The sequence below is a fragment of the Mycobacterium sp. IDUB_24 genome (genome assembly GCF_055419385.1).
The window spans coordinates 461,421-479,887 of sequence record NZ_JBVAXO010000004.1; the positions used below are offsets into that span (position 1 = coordinate 461,421).

Sequence of the window (18,467 nt, forward strand, 5' to 3'; positions counted from 1 at the left end):
CCGATGTGCGTCTGATGACCTGGTTCTTCCCGGCCTGGTACGGGGCATTCGGTGTCATCATCTGCATCCTGACCCGAGTGACGCCGCCACCCCGGCCCGATGTCACCGCGGCCGACAAGGTGGCGTTCTTCACCGAACACGGGCTGACCATCAAGGTCGGTTTCTGTCTGCTGCTGATCCTGCTGGGCGGCGCGGCGATGACCAACGGTCTGGTCGCCTACCAGATCAAGCGCATGTCGGTGGGCTCGGCTTTCGCCTATGGCTATATCGGCGGCATGGGTGTCGGTGCGGTGCCCGGCTTCCTGTTGGTATCGGTGTGCTTTCTCACCGCTGCCTTCCGGCCCGACCGCGACCCGGAACTGATCAGCCTGCTCTATGACCTCGGGATGCTTTCCTACAACGGCTCGTTGGGCTGTTTTACGGCGGCTTACCTGGTATTTGCGATCGCCATCCTCTACGACAAGAACAACATCTTCCCGGCGTGGTTCGCCTACGTGACCATCTGGCAGATCATCACCGAGGTGATCGCCACCCAGATGTTCCTGTTCCAGTCGGGGCCGTTCGCCTGGAACGGGTCGATCGCGTTCTGGTGGGCGGTGGTGGTGTTCTCTGTCTGGCTCTCGGCATTGATCGTGTTACTGAGGCAGGCAGCGATGCGTGAGGCGGCATGCAATGACGCAGACTGATTCACAACCCCGGGCAACGTCGGAGCACGTGCCCGGTGACGGACACATGTGGGTGATGGTGCTCGGAGATCTCGTCATCTTCGGTGGCTACTTCATCGTCTTCATGATCTACCGGGCCATGCATCCGGACGAATTCTTGCGTGCCCAACAGCATCTCGACATCACGATCGGTGTCCTCAACACGGTGATCCTGCTGACCAGTTCGTGGTTGGTGGCTCGTGCGGTACTGGCGGCCCGTGCCGGCCGTCACGAAGCAGCCGTCCGACTCACCTGCGCCGGCGGGGTCGGCGGCCTGATGTTCATGGCCTGCAAGGGTTATGAATGGGTGGTCAAGATCCGGAACGGGCACACCAATTCGGAGATGTTCTACTCGTTCTACTACGTGCTGACGGGTGTGCACCTGATCCACGTCTTGATCGGGCTCATCGTGCTGGGCGTGATCGTGCGGGAGCTACGCAACCCGTCCCGCCGCCGCGCGTCGGTCGTGGAGGCGGGCGCGGTCTACTGGCACATGGTCGACCTGCTCTGGGTGATCATCTTCGGCCTGTTGTACGTGGTGAGGTGACGATGACCGACAAGGCTGTGACTCAGACGTGGCTGGTGCTGGTCGCCATCACCGTCGGATCCTGGTGGTTGGCACCGGCACAGTATTCGGACGCGTTGCGGGCAAGCGTGCCGATCACCGCGCTGGTGCTCGTGCTGACACTGATCAAGTCCCGTTTGATCATCCGGCAGTTCATGGAGGTCGGAACGGCACCGAAGTGGCTCAAACTCGCCACGGACGGCTGGCTGGTGGTGCTGTTCGGGGCGATTTTCGCCATCTATCTGATCTGAGCGTTGCGCGGCACAATGGAGCGCAATGACGATGAGCGCCAAGCGCAGGCGGGTGCACGACAAGCTGGCTGCGCTACCGGGGGTGCGGGCGGTGCGACGCCCGGTCAGTCCGGGTTCTGACGAGCAGTTCGACCTGTTCTACGTGCGGGCCGGGCGCAAATCGGCGCACCCGGTGGTGATCATCCCGGGCGGCCCCGGCGTGGCATCGATCCTGCCGTACCGGTCGTTGCGTAGACGTGCGGCCGCGGCCGGATTCGACGTGATCATGATCGAGCACCGTGGCATCGGGATGTCGCGGCACACCGACGCGGGTGCGGATCTGCCGCCGGCGGCCATCACCGTCGAGCAGGTGGTCGATGACATCGCCGCGGTGCTCGACGACGCGGGCGTGCGCGACGCGGTGCTGTACGGCACCTCCTACGGGAGCTATGTCGCCGCCGGTTTCGGTGTCCGCCATCCGGACCGGTTGGCGGCCATGGTGCTGGACTCGCCACTGCTGTCCACCGCCGATATCGAAGCAATGCGCAGTGCCATTCGGGGTCTCCTGTGGGAGGGTGCGGTCCCGGAGACCGCGGACCTGGCACCCAAGGTTCGGCGCCTGGTGGCCGACGGGGCGCTGGCCACCAGGGGAGGGGAACTGGCCGGTCTGCTGTACGGTTTCGGCGGCGCCGACCTGCTGGGCCGCCAGCTCGACCTGTTGCTGCGCGGGCGCACGGTGGTGTGGTCTGCGCTCGCCCGGCTGAGTCGGATATCGGCACGAAAAGCGCCGTACCGCAACGAGGTAGACCTCGTCGGGCGGATTGCCTTCCGCGAATTGAACTATGCCGGGGTGCCCGACGGCCTGCCGCTGGACCCTGCGCTGGAGATGGCCGACATGATCGGCAGCGCGAAGTTCTTCGAACCGTTCGAGGCCGAACCATTCGACCTACCGGCCGAATTGCCGAACTTTCACTGGCCCACCGTCGTGCTGTCCGGCGGCCGGGATCTGACCACGCCGCCGGCTGTTGCCGAGCGGATCGCGCAACTGGTGCCCGGGGCCGTGTTGGTTCGGATGCCGACGGTGGTGCACAGCGTGATCGACACCAGGGAACGTGCCGCTTTTGCGGTGATCCGTGCAGTGCGCGACGGTGTGTCCGAACAACTTCCGGCCACCGGCGATGAACTGGACGCCTTGCCTGCGCGTCCCCTGATCCGGGCGGCGGTATCGGCCATCGCGGCGGCCACCGCCGTGGAGTCGGCGGTGCCGACCGCGAAAACGCGGGAACGGCCTACTTGACGAAACCGACCTTGGTGTAGTCGGTGTCGGCCAGGCCGGGGGCCCCGAAATTGGCCAGATTGCTGCGCACCGCGACGTTTCCGGGTGACTGGAACAGCGGGAGGCTGAACACCTCGTCGAACAGCATCTTGTCCAGCTCGTTGGCCAGGGTCAGTGCCTTGGCCGGGTCCAGTTCTTCCAGCGTCTGCTCGATCTTGGCGTCGATCTCCGGGCTGCCGATCTTCCCGAAGTTACTGGCCCCGTCCTGCGCATAGATCTGGGTCAGTGAACTCAGTGGGAAAGCGTCGCCGAGGAAGGCGAACTGGGCAATGTCGAAGTCGCCCTTGATGATGTAGTTGGTGAAGAACCCGGTACCCGGCTTGGTGTCGAGCTTCAGGTTCACCCCGATCTGGCCGAGCATGTTCTGCGCGATCTGGGCTACCTGCCGGGTGCTGCCCGCGTCGTAGAACACGTTGCGAATGACGAGTTCCTTGCCGTCCTTCTCCCGGAACTGCCGTCCCTCAGGCACTTTCCAGCCCAGGGCGTCGAGTTCGGCCTTGGCTTTCTCGGGATCGAACGCCACCGACGCGGCGTTGTCCTGGTAACCCTGCTGACCCGCGACGAAGATGTGGTTGTTCAGCGGGACCGGGTTGTCGGTGAGACCCCGCTGGGTGATGTTGGCGAGCGCCTGACGATCGATGCCCTTGGCGACCGCGCTGCGCAGCGCCGGGTCGGCCAGGATCGAGCCGGGTGCCCCGTTGAAGGTCAGGTGGTACCAGCTGGCGGACGGTGCCCGTCGGATGCTGATCCCCGCGGTCTTACGGGCGATGGTCAGTTCGTCCAGCGACGCGGTGCCGGTCGCGTCGATGGTGTTGTTCTGCAGCGCCGGGATGCGGGCGGCGTCATCGAGCACCAGGTAGGTGATGGTGTCCAGCAGCGGCGGGGTACCCCACCATTTCGGGTTGCGGCTCAACGTGATCCGTTGAGCGCCCCGGTCGACGTTGGTCACCATGAACGGGCCCGCCGACGGCCCGGGCGCAGTGAGTTGACCCTTGTTGAAGGCCTCGGGGGTGGAGGTCATGCTCTTGGGCAGCAGCCGGCCGTTGCCGGCGAACATGCCCTTCCAGTCCGCGTAGGGCTTGGCGAATGTCATCACGGCCTGGCGGTCGTCGACGCCGCGGGTCACCGAGGCCACCCGCTCGAAGCCGTTGGGCGCAGCGATGACGAACGCCGGATCCTTGCCGCTGTTGGCCTCGGCCTGGGACTTGATGTCCTCCCAGGTGATCGGCGTGCCGTCGGTCCACACCGCCTTGGGGTTGATCGTGTAGGTGACCACCTGGGGGTTGGTGCCCGTCAGTTCGACATTGGTGAAGTAGTCGCTGTTGACCGTCGCCGATCCGTCGGCGGCGATCACGAACGTGCGCGGCATGGTGGCCCTGGTGAGCGCGCCGACGTCGCCGGTGTTGCCGTCGAGGTGCAGCGGGTTGAAGTTCGAGGGGAACTCGGTCAGGGCAAGGCGCAGATTGCCGCCCTGACGCAGGTTCGCGACGTCCTGCGGATTGATGTCGTTGGTGGTGCCGAGCTCGGCGTTGCCGCCGGCCGACGGGGCTTCCCGTTCGCCGCCCGAACACCCGGCCAGAGCCAGTGCGGTGACTGCTGCGACGACGGCGAAACGCTGGAACCTGAACCGCTTGAACCCGCTCACCCCGTCGATGCTAGATGCCGACACCGGTGGATGCGGCAATACCTAACCGTTGACCGGCTTTGGTTGCGGAACCGCGGCCAGCAACTTGCGGGTGTAGGCGTGCTGTGGGTTGGCGAACACCTCATCGCCCGAGCCCTGTTCGACGACCGCGCCCTTGTACATCACCGCGACATCGTGGGCCAGGTGCTTGACCACCGACAGATCGTGGGAGACGAACAGGTAGGCCAGGCCGAACTGGTCCTGCAGGTCCAGCAGCAGGTTGATGATCCCGGCCTGGATGGAGACGTCCAGCGCGGAGACGGGTTCGTCGAGCGCGATGATCTTGGGCTGTAACGACAGGGCGCGGGCGATCCCGATGCGCTGCTTCTGCCCGCCGGAGAACTCGGCCGGATAGCGGCCGGCGTCGGCGCGCCGAAGGCCCACCAACTCCAGTAGCTCGGCCACCCGCTGGTCGATCCGTGGTTTGTCGAAACCGTTGGCGGTCAACGGCTCTGCCAACACATCAGACACCGGTAGCCGCGGGTCCAGCGAAGCTACCGGATCCTGGAACACCACTTGAAGATCGGTGCGCAGTCCGCGGCGCGTCCTCCGGTTCAGGGTGGCTACGTCGGAGCCGAGTACTTCGATCGAACCTGATTGCGGTGCAGTCAGATTCAAGATCTGATGCAGGGTGGTGGATTTGCCCGAACCGGACTCACCGACGATGCCCAGCGTGCGGCCACTGCGCAGGTCGAAGCTGACGTCGTCGACCGCGCGGACCTCGCCGACCTGCCGGCGCAGCACCACCCCTTTGGTCAGCTTGTAGGTCTTGGACAAGTTGTGCACCCGAAGCACCACGTCGGCGTCGGTGCCACGTTTCTCAGTGGTGGTTCCGGCAGCGCCTGGTACCTCGTAGATCTCGGCGGCGCTGCGCCCGCTGACCTGATCGGTGCGGATGCACGCGGCGTGGTGATCCGGCGCCAACTCGATGAGTTCTGGCTCGGCGGCCTCACATTCGTCGATGGCCAGCGGGCAACGTGGGGCGAACGGGCAACCGTGCGGCTCCGTGGTGAGCGACGGCGGTGCACCGGGGATGGGCACCAGGCGGGTGCCCTGCGCGGCATCCAGGCGTGGCACCGAGCCGAGCAGGCCGACGGTGTAGGGCATCCGGGCCTTCTCGTACAGCGTGGCCACCGGAGCGTCCTCGACGGCCCGCCCGGCGTACATGACCAGGGCCCGGTCGGCGAATTCGGCGACCACGCCGAGGTCGTGGGTGATGATCAGAACTCCGGCCCCGGTGACGTCGCGCGCGGTCTTGAGAACGTCGAGAATCTGGGCCTGCACCGTGACGTCGAGAGCGGTGGTGGGCTCGTCGCAGATCAGCAGGTCGGGATCGTTGGCGATGGCGATGGCGATGACCACCCGTTGGCGTTCGCCGCCGGACAACTCGTGCGGGAAGGATCGGGCGCGCTGTTCCGGTTGGGCGATGCCGACCAGCTCCAGCAGTTCGACCGCCCGGGACCGGGCCGCGCGGCGGCCGAGGTTGCGGTTGTGGGCTTCGAGCGCCTCGGCGATCTGATCGCCCACGGTGTAGACCGGGGTGAGGGCGGACATGGGGTCCTGGAAAACGGTGCCGATGGTGTTGCCCCGGACCCGTGACATCTGTGCGTCGGACAGCCCGATCAGTTCCTCGCCACGCAGCCGCACCGACCCGGACACCTCGGCGAACTCGGGTAGCAGCCCGACCACCGCCATGGCACTGGCCGATTTCCCGGCGCCGGACTCCCCGACGAGTGCGACCACCTCACCGGAATCCACGTGAAAGTTCAGGCCCCGCACTGCGTGTACCGCGTCGGTATCGGTGGGGAAGTCCACCGTCAGATCGGATACCTCGAGTAGCCGGCTCATCGGCCGCCGTCCTTCCGCTGCCGACGCCGCCGTCGCAACCGGCCGCTTCCCGGGTCGAGTGCGTCGCGCAAGCCGTCACCGATCAGGTTGGCGCACAGGATTATCAGCACCAATACGCCGGCCGGGAACAGGAACACCCAGGGGAAGGTGGTCGCTGACTTGGTGCCGTCGGCGATCAGCGTGCCCAGCGATACGTCGGGCGCCTGGATGCCGAATCCCAGGTAGCTCAAACCGGTTTCGGACAGGATCGCCACGCCGACATTGAGCGCGGTGTCGATGATCAGGATGGATGCCACGTTGGGCAGGATGTGTCGCACGATGATGCGCCAACTGCTGACACCCATATAGCGGGCAGCCAAGACGAATTCGCGTTCCCGCAGGCTCAGGGTCATGCCGCGCACGATGCGTGAGCTGATCATCCAGCTGAACGCCGAGAGCAGCACGATCAGCCAGAACACCCGATCGGACTGGCTCAACCGCGGCGTGACGATGGCGATCAGGATGAAGCTGGGTACCACCAGCAGCACGTCGACGATCCACATGAGGGTGCGATCGCGCCAGCCGCCGAAGTATCCGGCGATCGAGCCGACCGTGGCGGCGATGATGGTCGAGATGAAGGCCACGCAGATGCCGATCAGCATGGATTTCTGCATACCGCGCAGGGTTTGGGCGAAAATGTCCTGGCCGAGGGCGTTCGTGCCGAACCAGTGGTCGGCCGATGGCGGCTCCTGCAGCGCGTAGTAGTCGAGGTCCGAATAGCTGTAGGGCAGGACCGACGGAAGCGCGTAGCAGGCCACGAACATGATCACCAGCAGTGTCAGCGACGCCACGGCGGGCCAGTTGCGCAGGAACCGCCGGAACACGAGGGTGCGCCGGGTGGCGAACTCCTCGGTGTGCAGGCCCGAGCGGGCCGCGGCGGCATCACCGGTGGGGGCGGAAGTCTGGGTCATGTGACGCGCACCCTCGGATCGAGCATCGCGTAGATGACGTCGGAGAGCAGGCCGGCAACCAGGATCACAGTGCCGGTGAACACGGTGATGGCCGCGATGATGTTGGTGTCCTGGGTGGCGATGCCCTGCACCACCCATTCGCCCATGCCGTGCCAGCCGAAGATCTTCTCGACGAACACCGAGCCGGTGACCAGCCCGGCCACCCCATAGGCGAAGAGGGTGGCCATCGGAATGAGTGCGGTCCGCAGCCCGTGCTTGAACAGGGCGCGACGCCGGGTCAGGCCTTTGGCCCGCGCGGTGCGGATGAAGTCCTGGCCGAGCACGTCGAGCATCGCGTTGCGCTGGTACCTGCTGTATCCGGCGATCGCCATCAGCGCCAGGGTGAACGTCGGCAGCACGAGGTGCTGTAGCCGGTCGACGAACTGGTCCCAGGCGCCGCCGACGGGCACCGGCGCCGTTTCCCCCGTGTACTCGAAAATTTGAACGCCGAGAATCGAGTTCACGTTGAGTGCGGCCAGGATCAGCATGTTGGCGATCACGAAGGACGGCGTGCTGATCACCAGCAGGGACAGCACGGTAATGACGCGATCGGACAGCCGGTATTGGCGGATCGCACCCCAGGCCCCGACCACCACGCCGATCACGGCGCCCGAAATCGCGCCGATGACGAGCAGCCGCAGGGTCACCCCGATGCGTCGCCACAACTCGTCGACCACCGGCTGGCCGGTCACCGTGGTGCCGAAGTCGCCGCGGACGGCATCGGCTGCCCAGTTCGCGTAGCGGAGCGGAATGGGCTGATCGAGGCCGAGTTCAGCGGCTTTCGCGTCGATCGCCGATTGCGGGGGCCGCGGATTGCGCTGCTCGAGGCTGTCGAGGGGTTTGAAGTTCAGCGACGTCAGCGTGAACGTGAGGAACGAGGCCAGGGCCAGCAACACGATGTAGTTGAGCAGCCGGCGCGCCAGGAAGCGCGTCATCCGGTTGTTCCCGCCCACGGCTGCATGCCAGACAGGGTAGAGCAGCCGGGAACCGGAATCCGGTCAGCGCGGCGATGTGTGCGTTCGGCGCGCCCGCACTCGGTGGGTAATAGACAGTGGAGCCACAGCCTCGGCATAGAAATCAGGGGTTCACTGAAATACATGAAGGTCAGCGGACTGAAGAATGTGAAAGTGATCGCTGCGGTCGCCGGTGGGGCGGCAGTGGTGGGGCTGGGCGTGTTCGGAGCGGTCTCGGACGTACACCTGGGGATGGGGGCCGGTACGCAAGCAGTGGCTTCCGGATCCCACATGAACGTCGGTCAGACGAGTACGGAGACGACGCCGCCGACCGCGCCGGTGGTGTCGATGGCTGTGCCCGCCATCAAGGGGTACACGCCGCCGTCCGGGTTCGCCACCACGCACTGAGCGCGCGGATACGCGCCGGGTAAGTGGTTTCACCGCCACCCGCTGCGGCTATACGTCGCGCGGGAGGTGAGCGCATTGGGTAGCGCGAAGGAAAACAATCAGCGAAATCTCAAACTGATCGCAGCCGGGGTCGGGGCGATCGGCGGGTTAGCCACGGCGGTCCTCGGGGTGGGGCTGGGCGGTGGCCTAAGCGGCGCGCAGCAGCGGGTGGAACCGCCGGCCATCACCACTGGCCAAACCGTCACCGAGACGACTCCGCCGACGGCCCCCGAGACTTCGAAGGGCACGCCTACGGTCTCCGCGACCACGCCGTCGGGGTTTGCCACACCACACTGATCGCGGCGGATCTCACCGACCGGTGCCGGTGAGGTCGGGTTTACCCCGTCCACAGGCCCCGGTAGGGAGGTCTGTGTGACAGGAGACGAACGCAGTAAGCGGACGAAGTACGCGATGGCCGGCGTCGGAGCGATCGCACTGGCAGCGATGGGCGCGTTCGGTGCCCTGATGGCCCAAGCGCCGAGCAGTGGGGCGGTGCCGGCGGTCAATGTCGGTGAAACCGTAACCAAGACAACGGCTCCCACCGAACTCGAGACCTCTTTCGCGAAGCCGAAGGTCAAGGTCGAGCTGCCTGACGGGTACGGCAACGGTTAACGGCCGGGCGCCTCGCCGATGCTGGCGACGGTCGGCTTGTCCGCTGGTGCCGACCCGTTGCGGGTGGCCTTGATCAGGACCCGGTCGTTGACCCCGAACGGGGGCTTGGCAGCGTCGGGCAGGGAGTAGCTCTGGGTGAATCCATCGTTGCTCCGCACGGTGACCGAGGATGCGCTCAGGTCGGTGATCGTGCCGGTCTGGACAAGCGTCGTACGGTAGCCGCCGTCGCGGCCGGCCAGCACTGCCTCGCTGTGGATCGTGGCGGGATCGGGCCGGTCGGGCGGTTGCCAGGCGCCGTGATCGCCCGGGCCCTGAGTATCGGTGGCGGCGTAGACGGCCGCGCCGCCGAGCCCCGCAACAGCCACTGCGATGCCGACGGCGGCCACCGTGGGTCGGATGCTCATGCGATCCACGCTGCCGGTGCTGTCTGGGTGTCGGCTGTGTATGGCCTCTGCCCCGGATGTGGGGATTCTTCACAGCTGGCGCATAGAGAGCGCTCAGTCTGGGCCTAACGAGCGGGCGAATAATGAGCGGGTGAGCACTGCGACCAACGGGACGACCAATGGCACCGATTCCGAGTCCGGGCGCGCCGTCATGCGCCGTGCCGATGGCAACCCGATCCAGGTCCTGGTGGTCGACGACGAGCCGGTACTGGCCGAGCTGGTGTCGATGGCGTTGCGCTACGAGGGCTGGGACATCGCCACAGCAGGCGACGGCGCGAGCGCGATCGCCGCGGCCCGGGAGAACCCGCCCGATGTGGTCGTCCTCGACGTGATGCTGCCCGATATGAGCGGTCTTGACGTCCTGCGCAAACTGCGCGAACAGATTCCCGGCCTGCCGTTGCTGCTGCTGACCGCCAAGGATTCAGTGGAGGACCGCATCGCCGGTCTCACCGCCGGCGGCGACGACTACGTCACCAAGCCGTTCAGCCTGGAGGAAGTGGTGCTGCGGCTGCGGGCGCTGCTCCGGCGCACCGGGGTGACCAGTGAAGACGGCGGCGCCAAGATCGTCGTCGGCGATCTCGTACTCGACGAGGACAGTCATGAGGTGACCCGCGCCGGTGACCCGATCACCCTGACCGCCACCGAGTTCGAGCTTTTGCGTTTCATGATGCGCAACGCCAAGCGGGTGTTGAGCAAGGCCCAGATCCTGGACCGGGTGTGGAGTTACGACTTCGGCGGCCGGTCCAACATCGTCGAGCTGTACGTCTCGTATCTGCGCAAGAAGATCGACAGCGGACGGGAACCGATGATCCACACGTTGCGCGGTGCGGGTTATGTCCTCCGGCCCGCCCGCTGAGGTGACGGCCGGGCCGGTGAGCGCGACCCGGTGGTGGTCACCGCGGACCTGGTCGCTGCGCGCTCGGCTGGTCGTCACCCAGGTAGCCCTGCTGGCGGTGGTGTGCGCGAGCATCGGCGTAGCGACAGAGTTTGCGCTGCAACGGTTTTTGATGAACCAACTCGACGATCAACTGATCGAGGCCGGCCGGCGTTCGGCCGCCATCTTCGAATTGCCGCCTCCGCCACCCGGATTCCCGCCGCCACCGGGCATGCGTCGTCATCACCGCGTTCCCTTCGACCCCGAGGATGGGCCGGGTCCCGGATTCCTCAACGCACCGGGTCAGGCCGCACGCACGGTCGGGGCGGTGGTGGCACCGAGTCGGCCGGTGGACGCGGGGGTGATCACCGCCGAGGGGGACCGCGTCGAGGTCAGCGCGGCTGCGGCCGCCCAGCTGTCCCAGATTCCGGCCACCCGGGATCCCGAAACCGTGGACGTCGACGGGCTGGGCCGCTACCGGCTGATCGGCCTGCACCCGCGCCACGGCGGGCCGCAGACCATCGTGACCGGGCTGCCGACCGCCGTCGTCGACGACACCCTGCTGTGGGTGCTCGGGATGTTCTGTGTGCTGGCGGTGATCGCGCTGATCGCCGCGACCACCGCGGGGACCCTGATAATCCGGCGCCAGCTGGCCCCGCTCTCACGCGTTTCGGCGGCCGCGCGCCGGGTGGCCGATCTCGAGCTCGACCGTGGCGAGGTGGAGTTGCCCACACCGATCGTCCCGGTCGACCCGGCCAGCGCCCACACGGAAGTCGGCCAGCTCGGCACCTCGTTGAACCGGATGCTCGACCGCATCGCCAGCGCGCTGTCGGCCCGGCACGCCAGTGAGACCCGGGTGCGCCAGTTCGTCGCCGACGCCAGTCACGAACTGCGGACACCGCTGGCCGCGATCCGGGGTTACACCGAGTTGGCCCAGCGCAAGCGAGACGAGCTGCCCGGCGACGTGGCCCATGCGATGAACCGGGTGGAGTCCGAGACCACGCGCATGACACAACTGGTCGAGGACATGCTGCTGCTGGCCCGCCTCGACGCCGGTCGCCCACTGGAACGCGACAGTGTCGATCTGTCCCGGCTGATCGTCGACACGGTCAGCGACGCTCACGTCGCGGGCCCCGACCACCAGTGGTCGTTGGATCTGCCCGAAGACCCGGTGGTGGTCGAAGGCGACGAGGCCAGGCTGCATCAGGTGCTGGCGAATCTGCTGGCCAACGCGCGGACACACACCCCTGCCGGTACCTCGGTGACTGTGTCGCTGAAACCCGACGTCGGTGCCGTTCTCCTGGCCGTCGCCGACGACGGTCCCGGCATACCCGCGACACTGCTGCCCGACGTGTTCGAACGATTCGCCCGCGGCGACTCGTCGCGTTCGCGGCGCGAGGGCAGCACCGGGTTGGGCCTGGCGATCGTGGCCGCGGTGGTGAAGGCACACGGCGGCACCATCGAGGTGAGCAGTACGGCGGGTTCGACCGAGTTCGTGGTGCGTCTCCCGGGTGAGAGCTCACAGGGCACGCACAGGACGGACCAATCGGGCACCTAGCAGCCACGACAAATATGAAGTGGTGACCCTTGTTGCCGCGCATCCCGCTGCCGAGGTGCAGGTGGCGACACCCGACCGGTCGAAGCCCCTCAGCTCGACCTCGACCGCCCAACGCATCGCCCTCGGTCTGTTGCTGGCCGGCACCGCGGTGCTCTACCTGTGGAATCTGTCGATCAGCGGGTGGGCCAATGCCTTCTACTCGGCGGCCGCTCAGGCCGGCGCCGAGAACTGGACCGCGATGCTGTTCGGGTCCAGCGACGCCGGCAACGCCATCACCGTGGACAAGACGCCCACGGCGCTGTGGATCATCGACCTCTCGGTGCGCCTGTTCGGGCTGAGCTCGTGGAGTGTCCTGGTACCGCAGGCGCTGATGGGGGTCGGCGCGGTCGCGGTACTCTACGCGGCGGTGCGCCGAGCGGCCGGACCGCGAGCCGGCCTGTTGGCGGGTACAGTGCTGGCACTGACGCCGGTGGCCGCGTTGATCTTCCGGTTCAACAATCCCGATGCGCTGCTGGTGCTGCTGCTCGTCGTGGCGGCGTACTGCGTGCAGCGCGGGATCGAAAAGAACGCCAGCCGTTGGTGGTTCGTCGCTGCAGGGGCCGCGGTCGGCTTCGGCTTCCTGGCCAAGATGCTGCAGGCGTTCCTGGTTCTGCCGGCCTTCGCCGCGGCGGCGCTGATCGGGGGGAACCGTCCGCTGGGCCGGCGTGTGCTCGACGTCGTCACGGCCTTGGTCGCCATGATCGTCAGCGGTGGCTGGTTTCTGGTGCTGGTGGAGCTGTGGCCGGCCTCATCGCGTCCCTTCATCGGTGGTTCGCAGAACGACAGCATCGTCGAATTGGCCTTGGGGTACAACGGCTTGGGCCGGCTGACCGGCGATGAAACGGGCGGCCTGGGCAACCTGAATTTCGACGTCGGCCCGGGCCGGCTGTTCGCATCGCAGATGGGCGCCGATATCGCCTGGCTGCTGCCCGCGGCGCTGATCTGTCTGGTGGCCGGCCTCTACCTGACCCGCCGGGCCGCCCGCACCGACCCGACCCGTGCCGGTCTCATCCTGTGGGGTGGTTGGCTTTTGGTCACCGCGGTGGTGTTCAGCTTCATGAACGGCATCGTCCATCCGTATTACACCGTGGCGCTCGCCCCGGCGATCGGCGCTGTGATCGGTATCGGCGCCACGCTGCTGTGGAAGTGCCGCGCCGACATCCGAGCCGCCACGGCGATGTCGGGTGCGGTGCTGGTGACCGCCATCCTGGCCGCGGTGCTGTTGGCCCGCAACGACGATGCGTATCCGTGGCTGCGGGCTGCGGTGGCAGTGGTCGGTGTGGGAGCCGCGGTACTGCTGCTCGTGGTGGGGCGGTTGGAGCGCCCGATGGTGCGGGTGACGGCGGCGCTGGCGATCGTGGCCTGCCTGGCCGGTCCGGCCGCGTACTCGATCGCGACGGCTGCCGGCGCGCACACCGGGGCGATACCGTCCGTCGGTCCATCGCGCGGTGGTGGGGGATTCGGAGGCATGTTCGCAGCTCCCGAACCCGGGCCGGCGGTGACCGCGACCCTGGCAGCCGATGCCGACCGCTACCAGTGGGCGGCGGCCGTGGTGGGTTCGTCGAATGCCGCGGGTTATCAATTGGCCACCCGCGCACCGGTGATGGCGGTCGGGGGCTTCAACGGCACCGATCCCGCACCCACACTTCAGGAGTTCCAGCGCCTCGTGGATGACGGCGCCATCCACTACTTCATCCGATCCCGCATCATGGCCGGCGGATTCGGCGGACATACGCCCAGCGGCAGCCAGGCGGCGATCGAGATCGCGGAATGGGTCCAGGCCCACTACAACCCGGTCACCGTCGACGACGTCACCTTCTACGACCTGACGCAGCGTGCGACGAACACATAGCCGGCGCATAGCTTCGCCCAACCCGGATCACAAGCCTGCGGAGAACGATGAACTCATGACAACTTTGGTCGAAGAACCCGAGCAGCGTTTTCGTTTCGCGTCGCGGCCGAACGCCAGCCTCGCCGCCCGGGAGGCCGGAGTGCCGGTGCTCGACGTCGTCGTGCCGGTGTACAACGAGCAGGCCGCGCTCGCCTATTCGGTGCGCCGGCTGCACCGGTATCTCGCCGAGAACTTCGCGGTGCCGGTCCGCATCACCATCGCAGACAACGCCAGCGTCGACGAAACCCCGCGCATCGCAGCCGAGCTGGCCGCCGAGCTCGACGGTGTGCGGGTGGTCCGGCTGGAGGAGAAGGGGCGCGGACGCGCACTGCGCGCGGTGTGGTCGACCTCGGACGCGCCGGTGCTCGCCTACATGGACGTCGACCTGTCCACCGACCTGGCCGCGCTTGCGCCGTTGGTGGCACCACTGATCTCCGGCCACTCCGACCTGGCCATCGGCACCCGGCTGGGCCGCGGCTCACGGGTGGTCCGCGGTGCCAAGCGTGAGTTCATCTCGCGCTGCTACAACCTGATCCTGAAATCGACTCTGGCGGCGAGGTTCTCGGATGCGCAGTGCGGTTTCAAGGCAATTCGGGCCGACGTTGCCCGCCAGTTGTTGCCACATGTGGCCGATACCGGTTGGTTTTTCGACACCGAGCTGTTGGTGCTCGCGGAACGCAGCGGCCTGCGCATCCACGAGGTTCCGGTCGACTGGGTGGACGATCCGGACAGCCGAGTGGACATTCTCGCCACCGCCACCGCCGACCTCAAGGGCATCGGCCGGCTGCTGCGCGGCTTCGCCAACGGGTCGATTCCGGTGAACACGATCGCCGCACAGCTCGGATCGTCGCGGAAATCGGCTGCCCCCGGGTCATTGCTGCGCCAGGCAGTGCGCTTCGGCGCGGTCGGCGTGGTCTCCACGCTGGCCTACCTGCTGCTGTTCACCGCCCTGCGGGCCGGGGTCGGTGCGCAGGCCGCCAACCTGATCGCGCTGCTGGTGACCGCGGTCGGAAACACCGCTGCCAACCGTCGATTCACCTTCGGGATCGCCGGGGCGGGCAACGTTACCCGCCATCACCTTGAGGGTCTGACGGTGTTCGGGGTCGCGCTGACCATCACGAGCGGATCGTTGGGACTCTTGCACATCGTGGCGCCCGTGCCGCACCGCGGTGTCGAGCTTGCCGTATTGGTGGCGGCCAACCTGTTGGCCACCGCGGTGCGCTTCGTCCTGTTGCGGGGGTGGGTATTCCATCCCTCGCGGACGGGGCAGGCCGCTGCACCGAATCGAGGGGTAGAACTATGACGACCACCGTTGACGTGCCACCCGAGGCCGCGGCGCAGATCGCGGAATCACCGAAGGCCCTGGCCCCGCGCTGGGTTCGGCCGTCCTACTGGGCTCTGTTGGCCGGCACAGCGGTGCTCTACCTCTGGGGGCTCGGGTCTTCGGGGTGGGCGAACAGCTACTACGCCGCGGCGGCCCAGGCCGGTACCCAGTCCTGGAAGGCCTGGCTGTTCGGGTCGCTGGATGCCGGCAACGCCATCACCGTGGACAAACCGCCGGCCGCAATGTGGGCAATGGGGTTGTCGGGCAGGCTGTTCGGCTTCAACGAGTTCACCATGCTGCTGCCGCAGGCGTTGATGGGTGTCGGTGCGGTGGCGCTGCTCTATGCCACCGTGCGGCGCACCAGCGGACCCGGCGCCGGCCTGATCGCCGGGACGGCGCTGGCGCTGACACCGGTGGCGGCCTCGATGTTCCGCTACAACAATCCCGATGCACTGTTGGTCCTGTTGTTGGTGCTGGCGGCGTACTTCATGGTCCGTGCGGTCGGTCCGGTGTCGGCGCGGGCCAGCGCGGGGTGGGTGGCGTTGGCGGGGTGTGCGCTCGGTTTTGCCTTCCTGACCAAGATGCTGCAGGCCTTCCTGGTGGTGCCGGGGTTGGCCCTGATGTTCCTCGTCGCCGCGCCCGTGGCCGGCGTGTGGAAACGGTTGGGCACTCTGCTGATCGGTGCGGCAACGATGATCGTCTCGTCGGGCTGGTACATCGCGATGGTGGCACTGTGGCCGGCGGATTCGCGGCCCTACATCGCCGGATCGACCGACAACAGCCTGCTGCAACTGGCATTCGGCTACAACGGGTTGCAACGCATCCTGGGCCGGGAGGGCTCAGGGCCCGGCACCGGTCCGGGACCGGGTGGACCCGGTTTCGGGCACGGCCCCGGCGGGCGTCCCAACCTGATGTTCGGCGGTGACCCCGGCATCGGCCGGATGTTCGGGATGTCCATGGGCACCGAGGCGTCGTGGCTGTTGCCCGCCGCGCTGCTCGGACTGGTGGCTGCACTGTGGCTGACCAGGCGCACCGCGCGGACGGCCGGCCTGCGGGCGGGTCTGCTGATGTGGGGCGGCTGGGCGCTGGTCACCGCGGTGGTGTTCAGCTTCATGGACGGCATCATCCACCCCTATTACACCGTGGCGCTGGCGCCCGCGGTCGCCGCGCTGGTGGGCATCTCCGTCGTCGAATTATGGCGGGTTCGTGCACGATTCGCGGCTCGTGCGGCGCTGGCGGTCATGCTGGCCGGGACCGGGGTGTGGGCGTTCGTGCTGCTGAACCGGACGCCCGACTGGCTACCGGCGCTGCGCTGGATCGTGTTGGTCGGCTCGGTGCTGACGGCCGTCGTCCTGGCGATCACTGCCCACCGTCCGGGCAAGTTGCCTGTCGTGGTGGCGCTGGCGGCCATGGTCTTCGGGCTCGCCGCGACCGGCGCCTACACCATCGAGACCGTGGCCAAGGTCCACGGCGGTGGGCCCATGGCGACCTCGGGCCCCAACCGGGACATGGGCTTCGGTGGGCCGGGAGGTCCAGGAGGGCCTCCCGGCTTCGGGCGGGCCGACGACCCGGCACTGGCCGAGTTGATCGCTGGTACCGATGGTCGCTGGGCCGCAGCCAGCGTGGGCTCGATGCAAGTCAGCGATCTTGAGCTCAAGACCGGCGAGTCGTTGATGGCGATCGGCGGGTTCACCGGCAGTGACAACTCGCCCACGCTCGCGCAGTTCCAGCGGTACGTCGCCGACGGCCAGGTCCGCTACTTCCTCGATCGGTCCGAGGGCAGTCGGGGCGGCCCACCCGGACCGCCTCGCGATCCGAGCGGGAGCGCAGGAGAAATCACCACCTGGGTGAGGCAGCACTTCTCCAAGAGCGTGGTCGGCGACGTCCCGGTGTACGACCTGGCGGCACCGCTCGCCTGACCCCCCAGACCGCGGCGGCCGTCCACATCCCCCCGGCAGGACGGCCGCCGCCTCGGGGTATCCATCGGCTCAGCCTGATTCTTCCTCTGGCCCTGGTCGCGGCTCGGGGTTAGCGTCGATTCATGTCTGTCACCGACCAGTACCTGGCCAACAACGAGGTCTATGCCACGACCTTCTCGGGGCCGTTGCCGCTGCCGCCCAGCAAGCACGTCGCGGTGGTCGCGTGCATGGATGCCAGGCTGGACGTCTACCGGATCCTCGGCCTGGGTGACGGTGAGGCGCACGTGATCCGCAATGCGGGCGGCGTCGTCACCGACGACGAGATCCGGTCGCTGGCCATCAGCCAACGGCTGCTCGGCACCAGGGAGATCATCCTGATCCATCACACCGATTGCGGCATGCTCACCTTCACCGATGACGGGTTCAAACAGCAGATCCAGGACGAGACCGGTATCAAGCCGAACTGGGCCGCCGAGTCCTTCGTCGACCTGGCCGAGGACGTGCGTCAGTCGTTGCGTCGCATCGAGGCCAGTCCGTTCGTCACGAAGCACGAATCGTTGCGCGGCTTCATCTTCGACGTCGCCACCGGCAAGCTCGACGAGGTGACCCTGTAGCGGGTGCCCGCTCACCCCACCTTGTACGTTGCGATGGCTTTCGCCACCGCCTCGCCGTCAGGAGTGGCGATATCGACGTCACAGTTCACCAGGGACCTACCCTGACGCAGCACGCGCCCGAGGGCGATCAGATCGGTGGCCCGGGCCGGTGCCAGATAGTTGATCGTCATCGAGACCGTCACTCCGCGAAGCGAATCCGGAACCTCGGCCCGTGCCCAGGCCGCGGCCATCACCGTCACGTCGGCCAATGCGGCGATCGCACCTCCATGCACCATGTCGGCGATCGTGATGTTCGACGGATCCCACGGCAACCGCAGCCGGACCTCGGGGCTCTCGAGCGTTTCGGCGACGATGCCGAGCTTGGCCACGAACGGCGACCGCGGCAGGAACTGCGCCATGACCTCGGGGCCGGTCTGGATACTCATGGCCGCCAGTGT

18 protein-coding genes are annotated in these 18,467 nt (G+C 67.2%); 12 read left to right on the top strand and 6 right to left on the bottom strand.

Annotation, left to right across the window (positions count from 1 at the left end; all coding sequences use genetic code 11):
• The first annotated feature begins 14 nt into the window (after nt 1–14).
• Genes ACZYZF_RS17545 through ACZYZF_RS17560 form a run of 4 tightly spaced genes read left to right on the top strand, consistent with a single transcriptional unit; the run spans nt 15 to nt 2,796 of the window.
• Nucleotides 15–686: a hypothetical protein gene (locus ACZYZF_RS17545; RefSeq protein ID WP_463746591.1), complete on the top strand. Its 672-nt coding sequence runs from the start codon at nt 15–17 to the stop codon at nt 684–686.
• Entirely contained in the window at nt 673–1,251 is a 579-nt protein-coding gene (locus ACZYZF_RS17550) for a cytochrome c oxidase subunit 3 (protein WP_463746493.1), read from the top strand. The genes ACZYZF_RS17545 and ACZYZF_RS17550 overlap by 14 nt, the downstream gene beginning before the upstream one ends.
• Nucleotides 1,252–1,253: 2 nt before the next feature.
• A complete protein-coding gene (locus ACZYZF_RS17555) occupies nt 1,254–1,520 on the top strand; it encodes a cytochrome C oxidase subunit IV family protein (RefSeq protein WP_463836354.1) in 267 nt (88 codons plus the stop codon).
• 25 nt (nt 1,521–1,545) lie between these two features.
• Nucleotides 1,546–2,796 (top strand): alpha/beta fold hydrolase, encoded by a 1,251-nt coding sequence (locus ACZYZF_RS17560; protein WP_463746494.1) that lies wholly within the window; start codon nt 1,546–1,548, stop codon nt 2,794–2,796.
• Here ACZYZF_RS17560 and ACZYZF_RS17565 read toward each other — a convergent pair.
• The 4 genes from ACZYZF_RS17565 to ACZYZF_RS17580 are packed head-to-tail and all read right to left on the bottom strand — an operon-like array spanning nt 2,789 to nt 8,291.
• Nucleotides 2,789–4,480: an ABC transporter family substrate-binding protein gene (locus ACZYZF_RS17565; protein WP_463746495.1), complete on the bottom strand. Its 1,692-nt coding sequence runs from the start codon at nt 4,478–4,480 to the stop codon at nt 2,789–2,791. The two genes, ACZYZF_RS17560 and ACZYZF_RS17565, sit on opposite strands and share 8 nt — an antisense overlap.
• Nucleotides 4,481–4,522: 42 nt before the next feature.
• Nucleotides 4,523–6,367, bottom strand: coding sequence for an ABC transporter ATP-binding protein (locus ACZYZF_RS17570; RefSeq protein WP_463746496.1), 1,845 nt, complete (start codon nt 6,365–6,367; stop codon nt 4,523–4,525).
• Nucleotides 6,364–7,317 carry an ABC transporter permease gene (locus ACZYZF_RS17575; protein WP_463746497.1) on the bottom strand — a complete coding sequence of 318 codons (954 nt, stop codon included), beginning with the start codon at nt 7,315–7,317 and terminating at the stop codon, nt 6,364–6,366. The genes ACZYZF_RS17570 and ACZYZF_RS17575 overlap by 4 nt, the downstream gene beginning before the upstream one ends.
• Nucleotides 7,314–8,291, bottom strand: a complete 978-nt coding sequence (locus ACZYZF_RS17580; RefSeq protein WP_064879614.1) for an ABC transporter permease — start codon at nt 8,289–8,291, stop codon at nt 7,314–7,316. The genes ACZYZF_RS17575 and ACZYZF_RS17580 overlap by 4 nt, the downstream gene beginning before the upstream one ends.
• 162 nt (nt 8,292–8,453) lie before the next feature.
• Here ACZYZF_RS17580 and ACZYZF_RS17585 point away from each other — a divergent pair, with 162 nt between their 5' ends.
• Nucleotides 8,454–8,717, top strand: coding sequence for a hypothetical protein (locus tag ACZYZF_RS17585; protein ID WP_463746498.1), 264 nt, complete (start codon nt 8,454–8,456; stop codon nt 8,715–8,717).
• A 411-nt stretch (nt 8,718–9,128) separates the two neighbouring features.
• The gene (locus ACZYZF_RS17590) at nt 9,129–9,368 is read left to right on the top strand and encodes a hypothetical protein (RefSeq protein WP_463746499.1); all 240 of its coding nucleotides are present in this window, start codon (nt 9,129–9,131) and stop codon (nt 9,366–9,368) included.
• On the opposite strand, the gene ACZYZF_RS17595 is transcribed toward ACZYZF_RS17590, so the two are convergent.
• Complete coding sequence (locus ACZYZF_RS17595) at nt 9,365–9,772, bottom strand: hypothetical protein (protein WP_463746500.1); 408 nt, start codon at nt 9,770–9,772, stop codon at nt 9,365–9,367. The genes ACZYZF_RS17590 and ACZYZF_RS17595 overlap by 4 nt on opposite strands.
• 190 nt (nt 9,773–9,962) lie before the next feature.
• Here ACZYZF_RS17595 and ACZYZF_RS17600 point away from each other — a divergent pair, with 190 nt between their 5' ends.
• The 6 genes from ACZYZF_RS17600 (at nt 9,963) to ACZYZF_RS17625 (ending at nt 18,030) form a co-directional block, all read left to right on the top strand.
• Nucleotides 9,963–10,667 carry a response regulator transcription factor gene (locus tag ACZYZF_RS17600; RefSeq protein ID WP_044521442.1) on the top strand — a complete coding sequence of 235 codons (705 nt, stop codon included), beginning with the start codon at nt 9,963–9,965 and terminating at the stop codon, nt 10,665–10,667.
• Nucleotides 10,645–12,243, top strand: a complete 1,599-nt coding sequence (locus ACZYZF_RS17605; RefSeq protein WP_463746501.1) for a sensor histidine kinase — start codon at nt 10,645–10,647, stop codon at nt 12,241–12,243. The genes ACZYZF_RS17600 and ACZYZF_RS17605 overlap by 23 nt, the downstream gene beginning before the upstream one ends.
• A gap of 55 nt (nt 12,244–12,298) precedes the next feature.
• Nucleotides 12,299–14,134, top strand: a complete 1,836-nt coding sequence (locus ACZYZF_RS17610) for an ArnT family glycosyltransferase (RefSeq protein ID WP_463836373.1) — start codon at nt 12,299–12,301, stop codon at nt 14,132–14,134.
• 55 nt (nt 14,135–14,189) lie between these two features.
• Nucleotides 14,190–15,476, top strand: coding sequence for a bifunctional glycosyltransferase family 2/GtrA family protein (locus tag ACZYZF_RS17615; RefSeq protein WP_463746502.1), 1,287 nt, complete (start codon nt 14,190–14,192; stop codon nt 15,474–15,476).
• Nucleotides 15,473–17,416, top strand: a complete 1,944-nt coding sequence (locus ACZYZF_RS17620; RefSeq protein ID WP_463836355.1) for an ArnT family glycosyltransferase — start codon at nt 15,473–15,475, stop codon at nt 17,414–17,416. Before ACZYZF_RS17615 ends, ACZYZF_RS17620 begins: the two co-directional genes overlap by 4 nt.
• A gap of 122 nt (nt 17,417–17,538) precedes the next feature.
• Nucleotides 17,539–18,030 carry a beta-class carbonic anhydrase gene (locus ACZYZF_RS17625; protein WP_463746504.1) on the top strand — a complete coding sequence of 164 codons (492 nt, stop codon included), beginning with the start codon at nt 17,539–17,541 and terminating at the stop codon, nt 18,028–18,030.
• Between the two features lie 11 nt (nt 18,031–18,041).
• Here the strand turns inward: ACZYZF_RS17625 and ACZYZF_RS17630 are convergent, their stop codons facing one another.
• Nucleotides 18,042–18,455, bottom strand: coding sequence for a PaaI family thioesterase (locus ACZYZF_RS17630; RefSeq protein WP_463836356.1), 414 nt, complete (start codon nt 18,453–18,455; stop codon nt 18,042–18,044).
• Between the last annotated feature and the right edge of the window lie 12 nt (nt 18,456–18,467).

What these genes read in the sequence shown, in the direction of transcription:
- ACZYZF_RS17545 (WP_463746591.1), top strand. Translation starts at nt 15, where the DNA reads ATGACCTGGTTCTTCCCGGCCTGGTACGGGGCATTCGGTGTCATCATC.
- ACZYZF_RS17550 (WP_463746493.1), top strand. Translation starts at nt 673, where the DNA reads ATGACGCAGACTGATTCACAACCCCGGGCAACGTCGGAGCACGTGCCC.
- ACZYZF_RS17555 (WP_463836354.1), top strand. Translation starts at nt 1,254, where the DNA reads ATGACCGACAAGGCTGTGACTCAGACGTGGCTGGTGCTGGTCGCCATC.
- ACZYZF_RS17560 (WP_463746494.1), top strand. Translation starts at nt 1,546, where the DNA reads ATGACGATGAGCGCCAAGCGCAGGCGGGTGCACGACAAGCTGGCTGCG.
- ACZYZF_RS17570 (WP_463746496.1), bottom strand. Translation starts at nt 6,367, where the DNA reads ATGAGCCGGCTACTCGAGGTATCCGATCTGACGGTGGACTTCCCCACC.
- ACZYZF_RS17575 (WP_463746497.1), bottom strand. Translation starts at nt 7,317, where the DNA reads ATGACCCAGACTTCCGCCCCCACCGGTGATGCCGCCGCGGCCCGCTCG.
- ACZYZF_RS17580 (WP_064879614.1), bottom strand. Translation starts at nt 8,291, where the DNA reads ATGACGCGCTTCCTGGCGCGCCGGCTGCTCAACTACATCGTGTTGCTG.
- ACZYZF_RS17585 (WP_463746498.1), top strand. Translation starts at nt 8,454, where the DNA reads ATGAAGGTCAGCGGACTGAAGAATGTGAAAGTGATCGCTGCGGTCGCC.
- ACZYZF_RS17595 (WP_463746500.1), bottom strand. Translation starts at nt 9,772, where the DNA reads ATGAGCATCCGACCCACGGTGGCCGCCGTCGGCATCGCAGTGGCTGTT.
- ACZYZF_RS17600 (WP_044521442.1), top strand. Translation starts at nt 9,963, where the DNA reads ATGCGCCGTGCCGATGGCAACCCGATCCAGGTCCTGGTGGTCGACGAC.
- ACZYZF_RS17605 (WP_463746501.1), top strand. Translation starts at nt 10,645, where the DNA reads ATGTCCTCCGGCCCGCCCGCTGAGGTGACGGCCGGGCCGGTGAGCGCG.
- ACZYZF_RS17615 (WP_463746502.1), top strand. Translation starts at nt 14,190, where the DNA reads ATGACAACTTTGGTCGAAGAACCCGAGCAGCGTTTTCGTTTCGCGTCG.
- ACZYZF_RS17620 (WP_463836355.1), top strand. Translation starts at nt 15,473, where the DNA reads ATGACGACCACCGTTGACGTGCCACCCGAGGCCGCGGCGCAGATCGCG.
- ACZYZF_RS17625 (WP_463746504.1), top strand. Translation starts at nt 17,539, where the DNA reads ATGTCTGTCACCGACCAGTACCTGGCCAACAACGAGGTCTATGCCACG.
- ACZYZF_RS17630 (WP_463836356.1), bottom strand. Translation starts at nt 18,455, where the DNA reads ATGAGTATCCAGACCGGCCCCGAGGTCATGGCGCAGTTCCTGCCGCGG.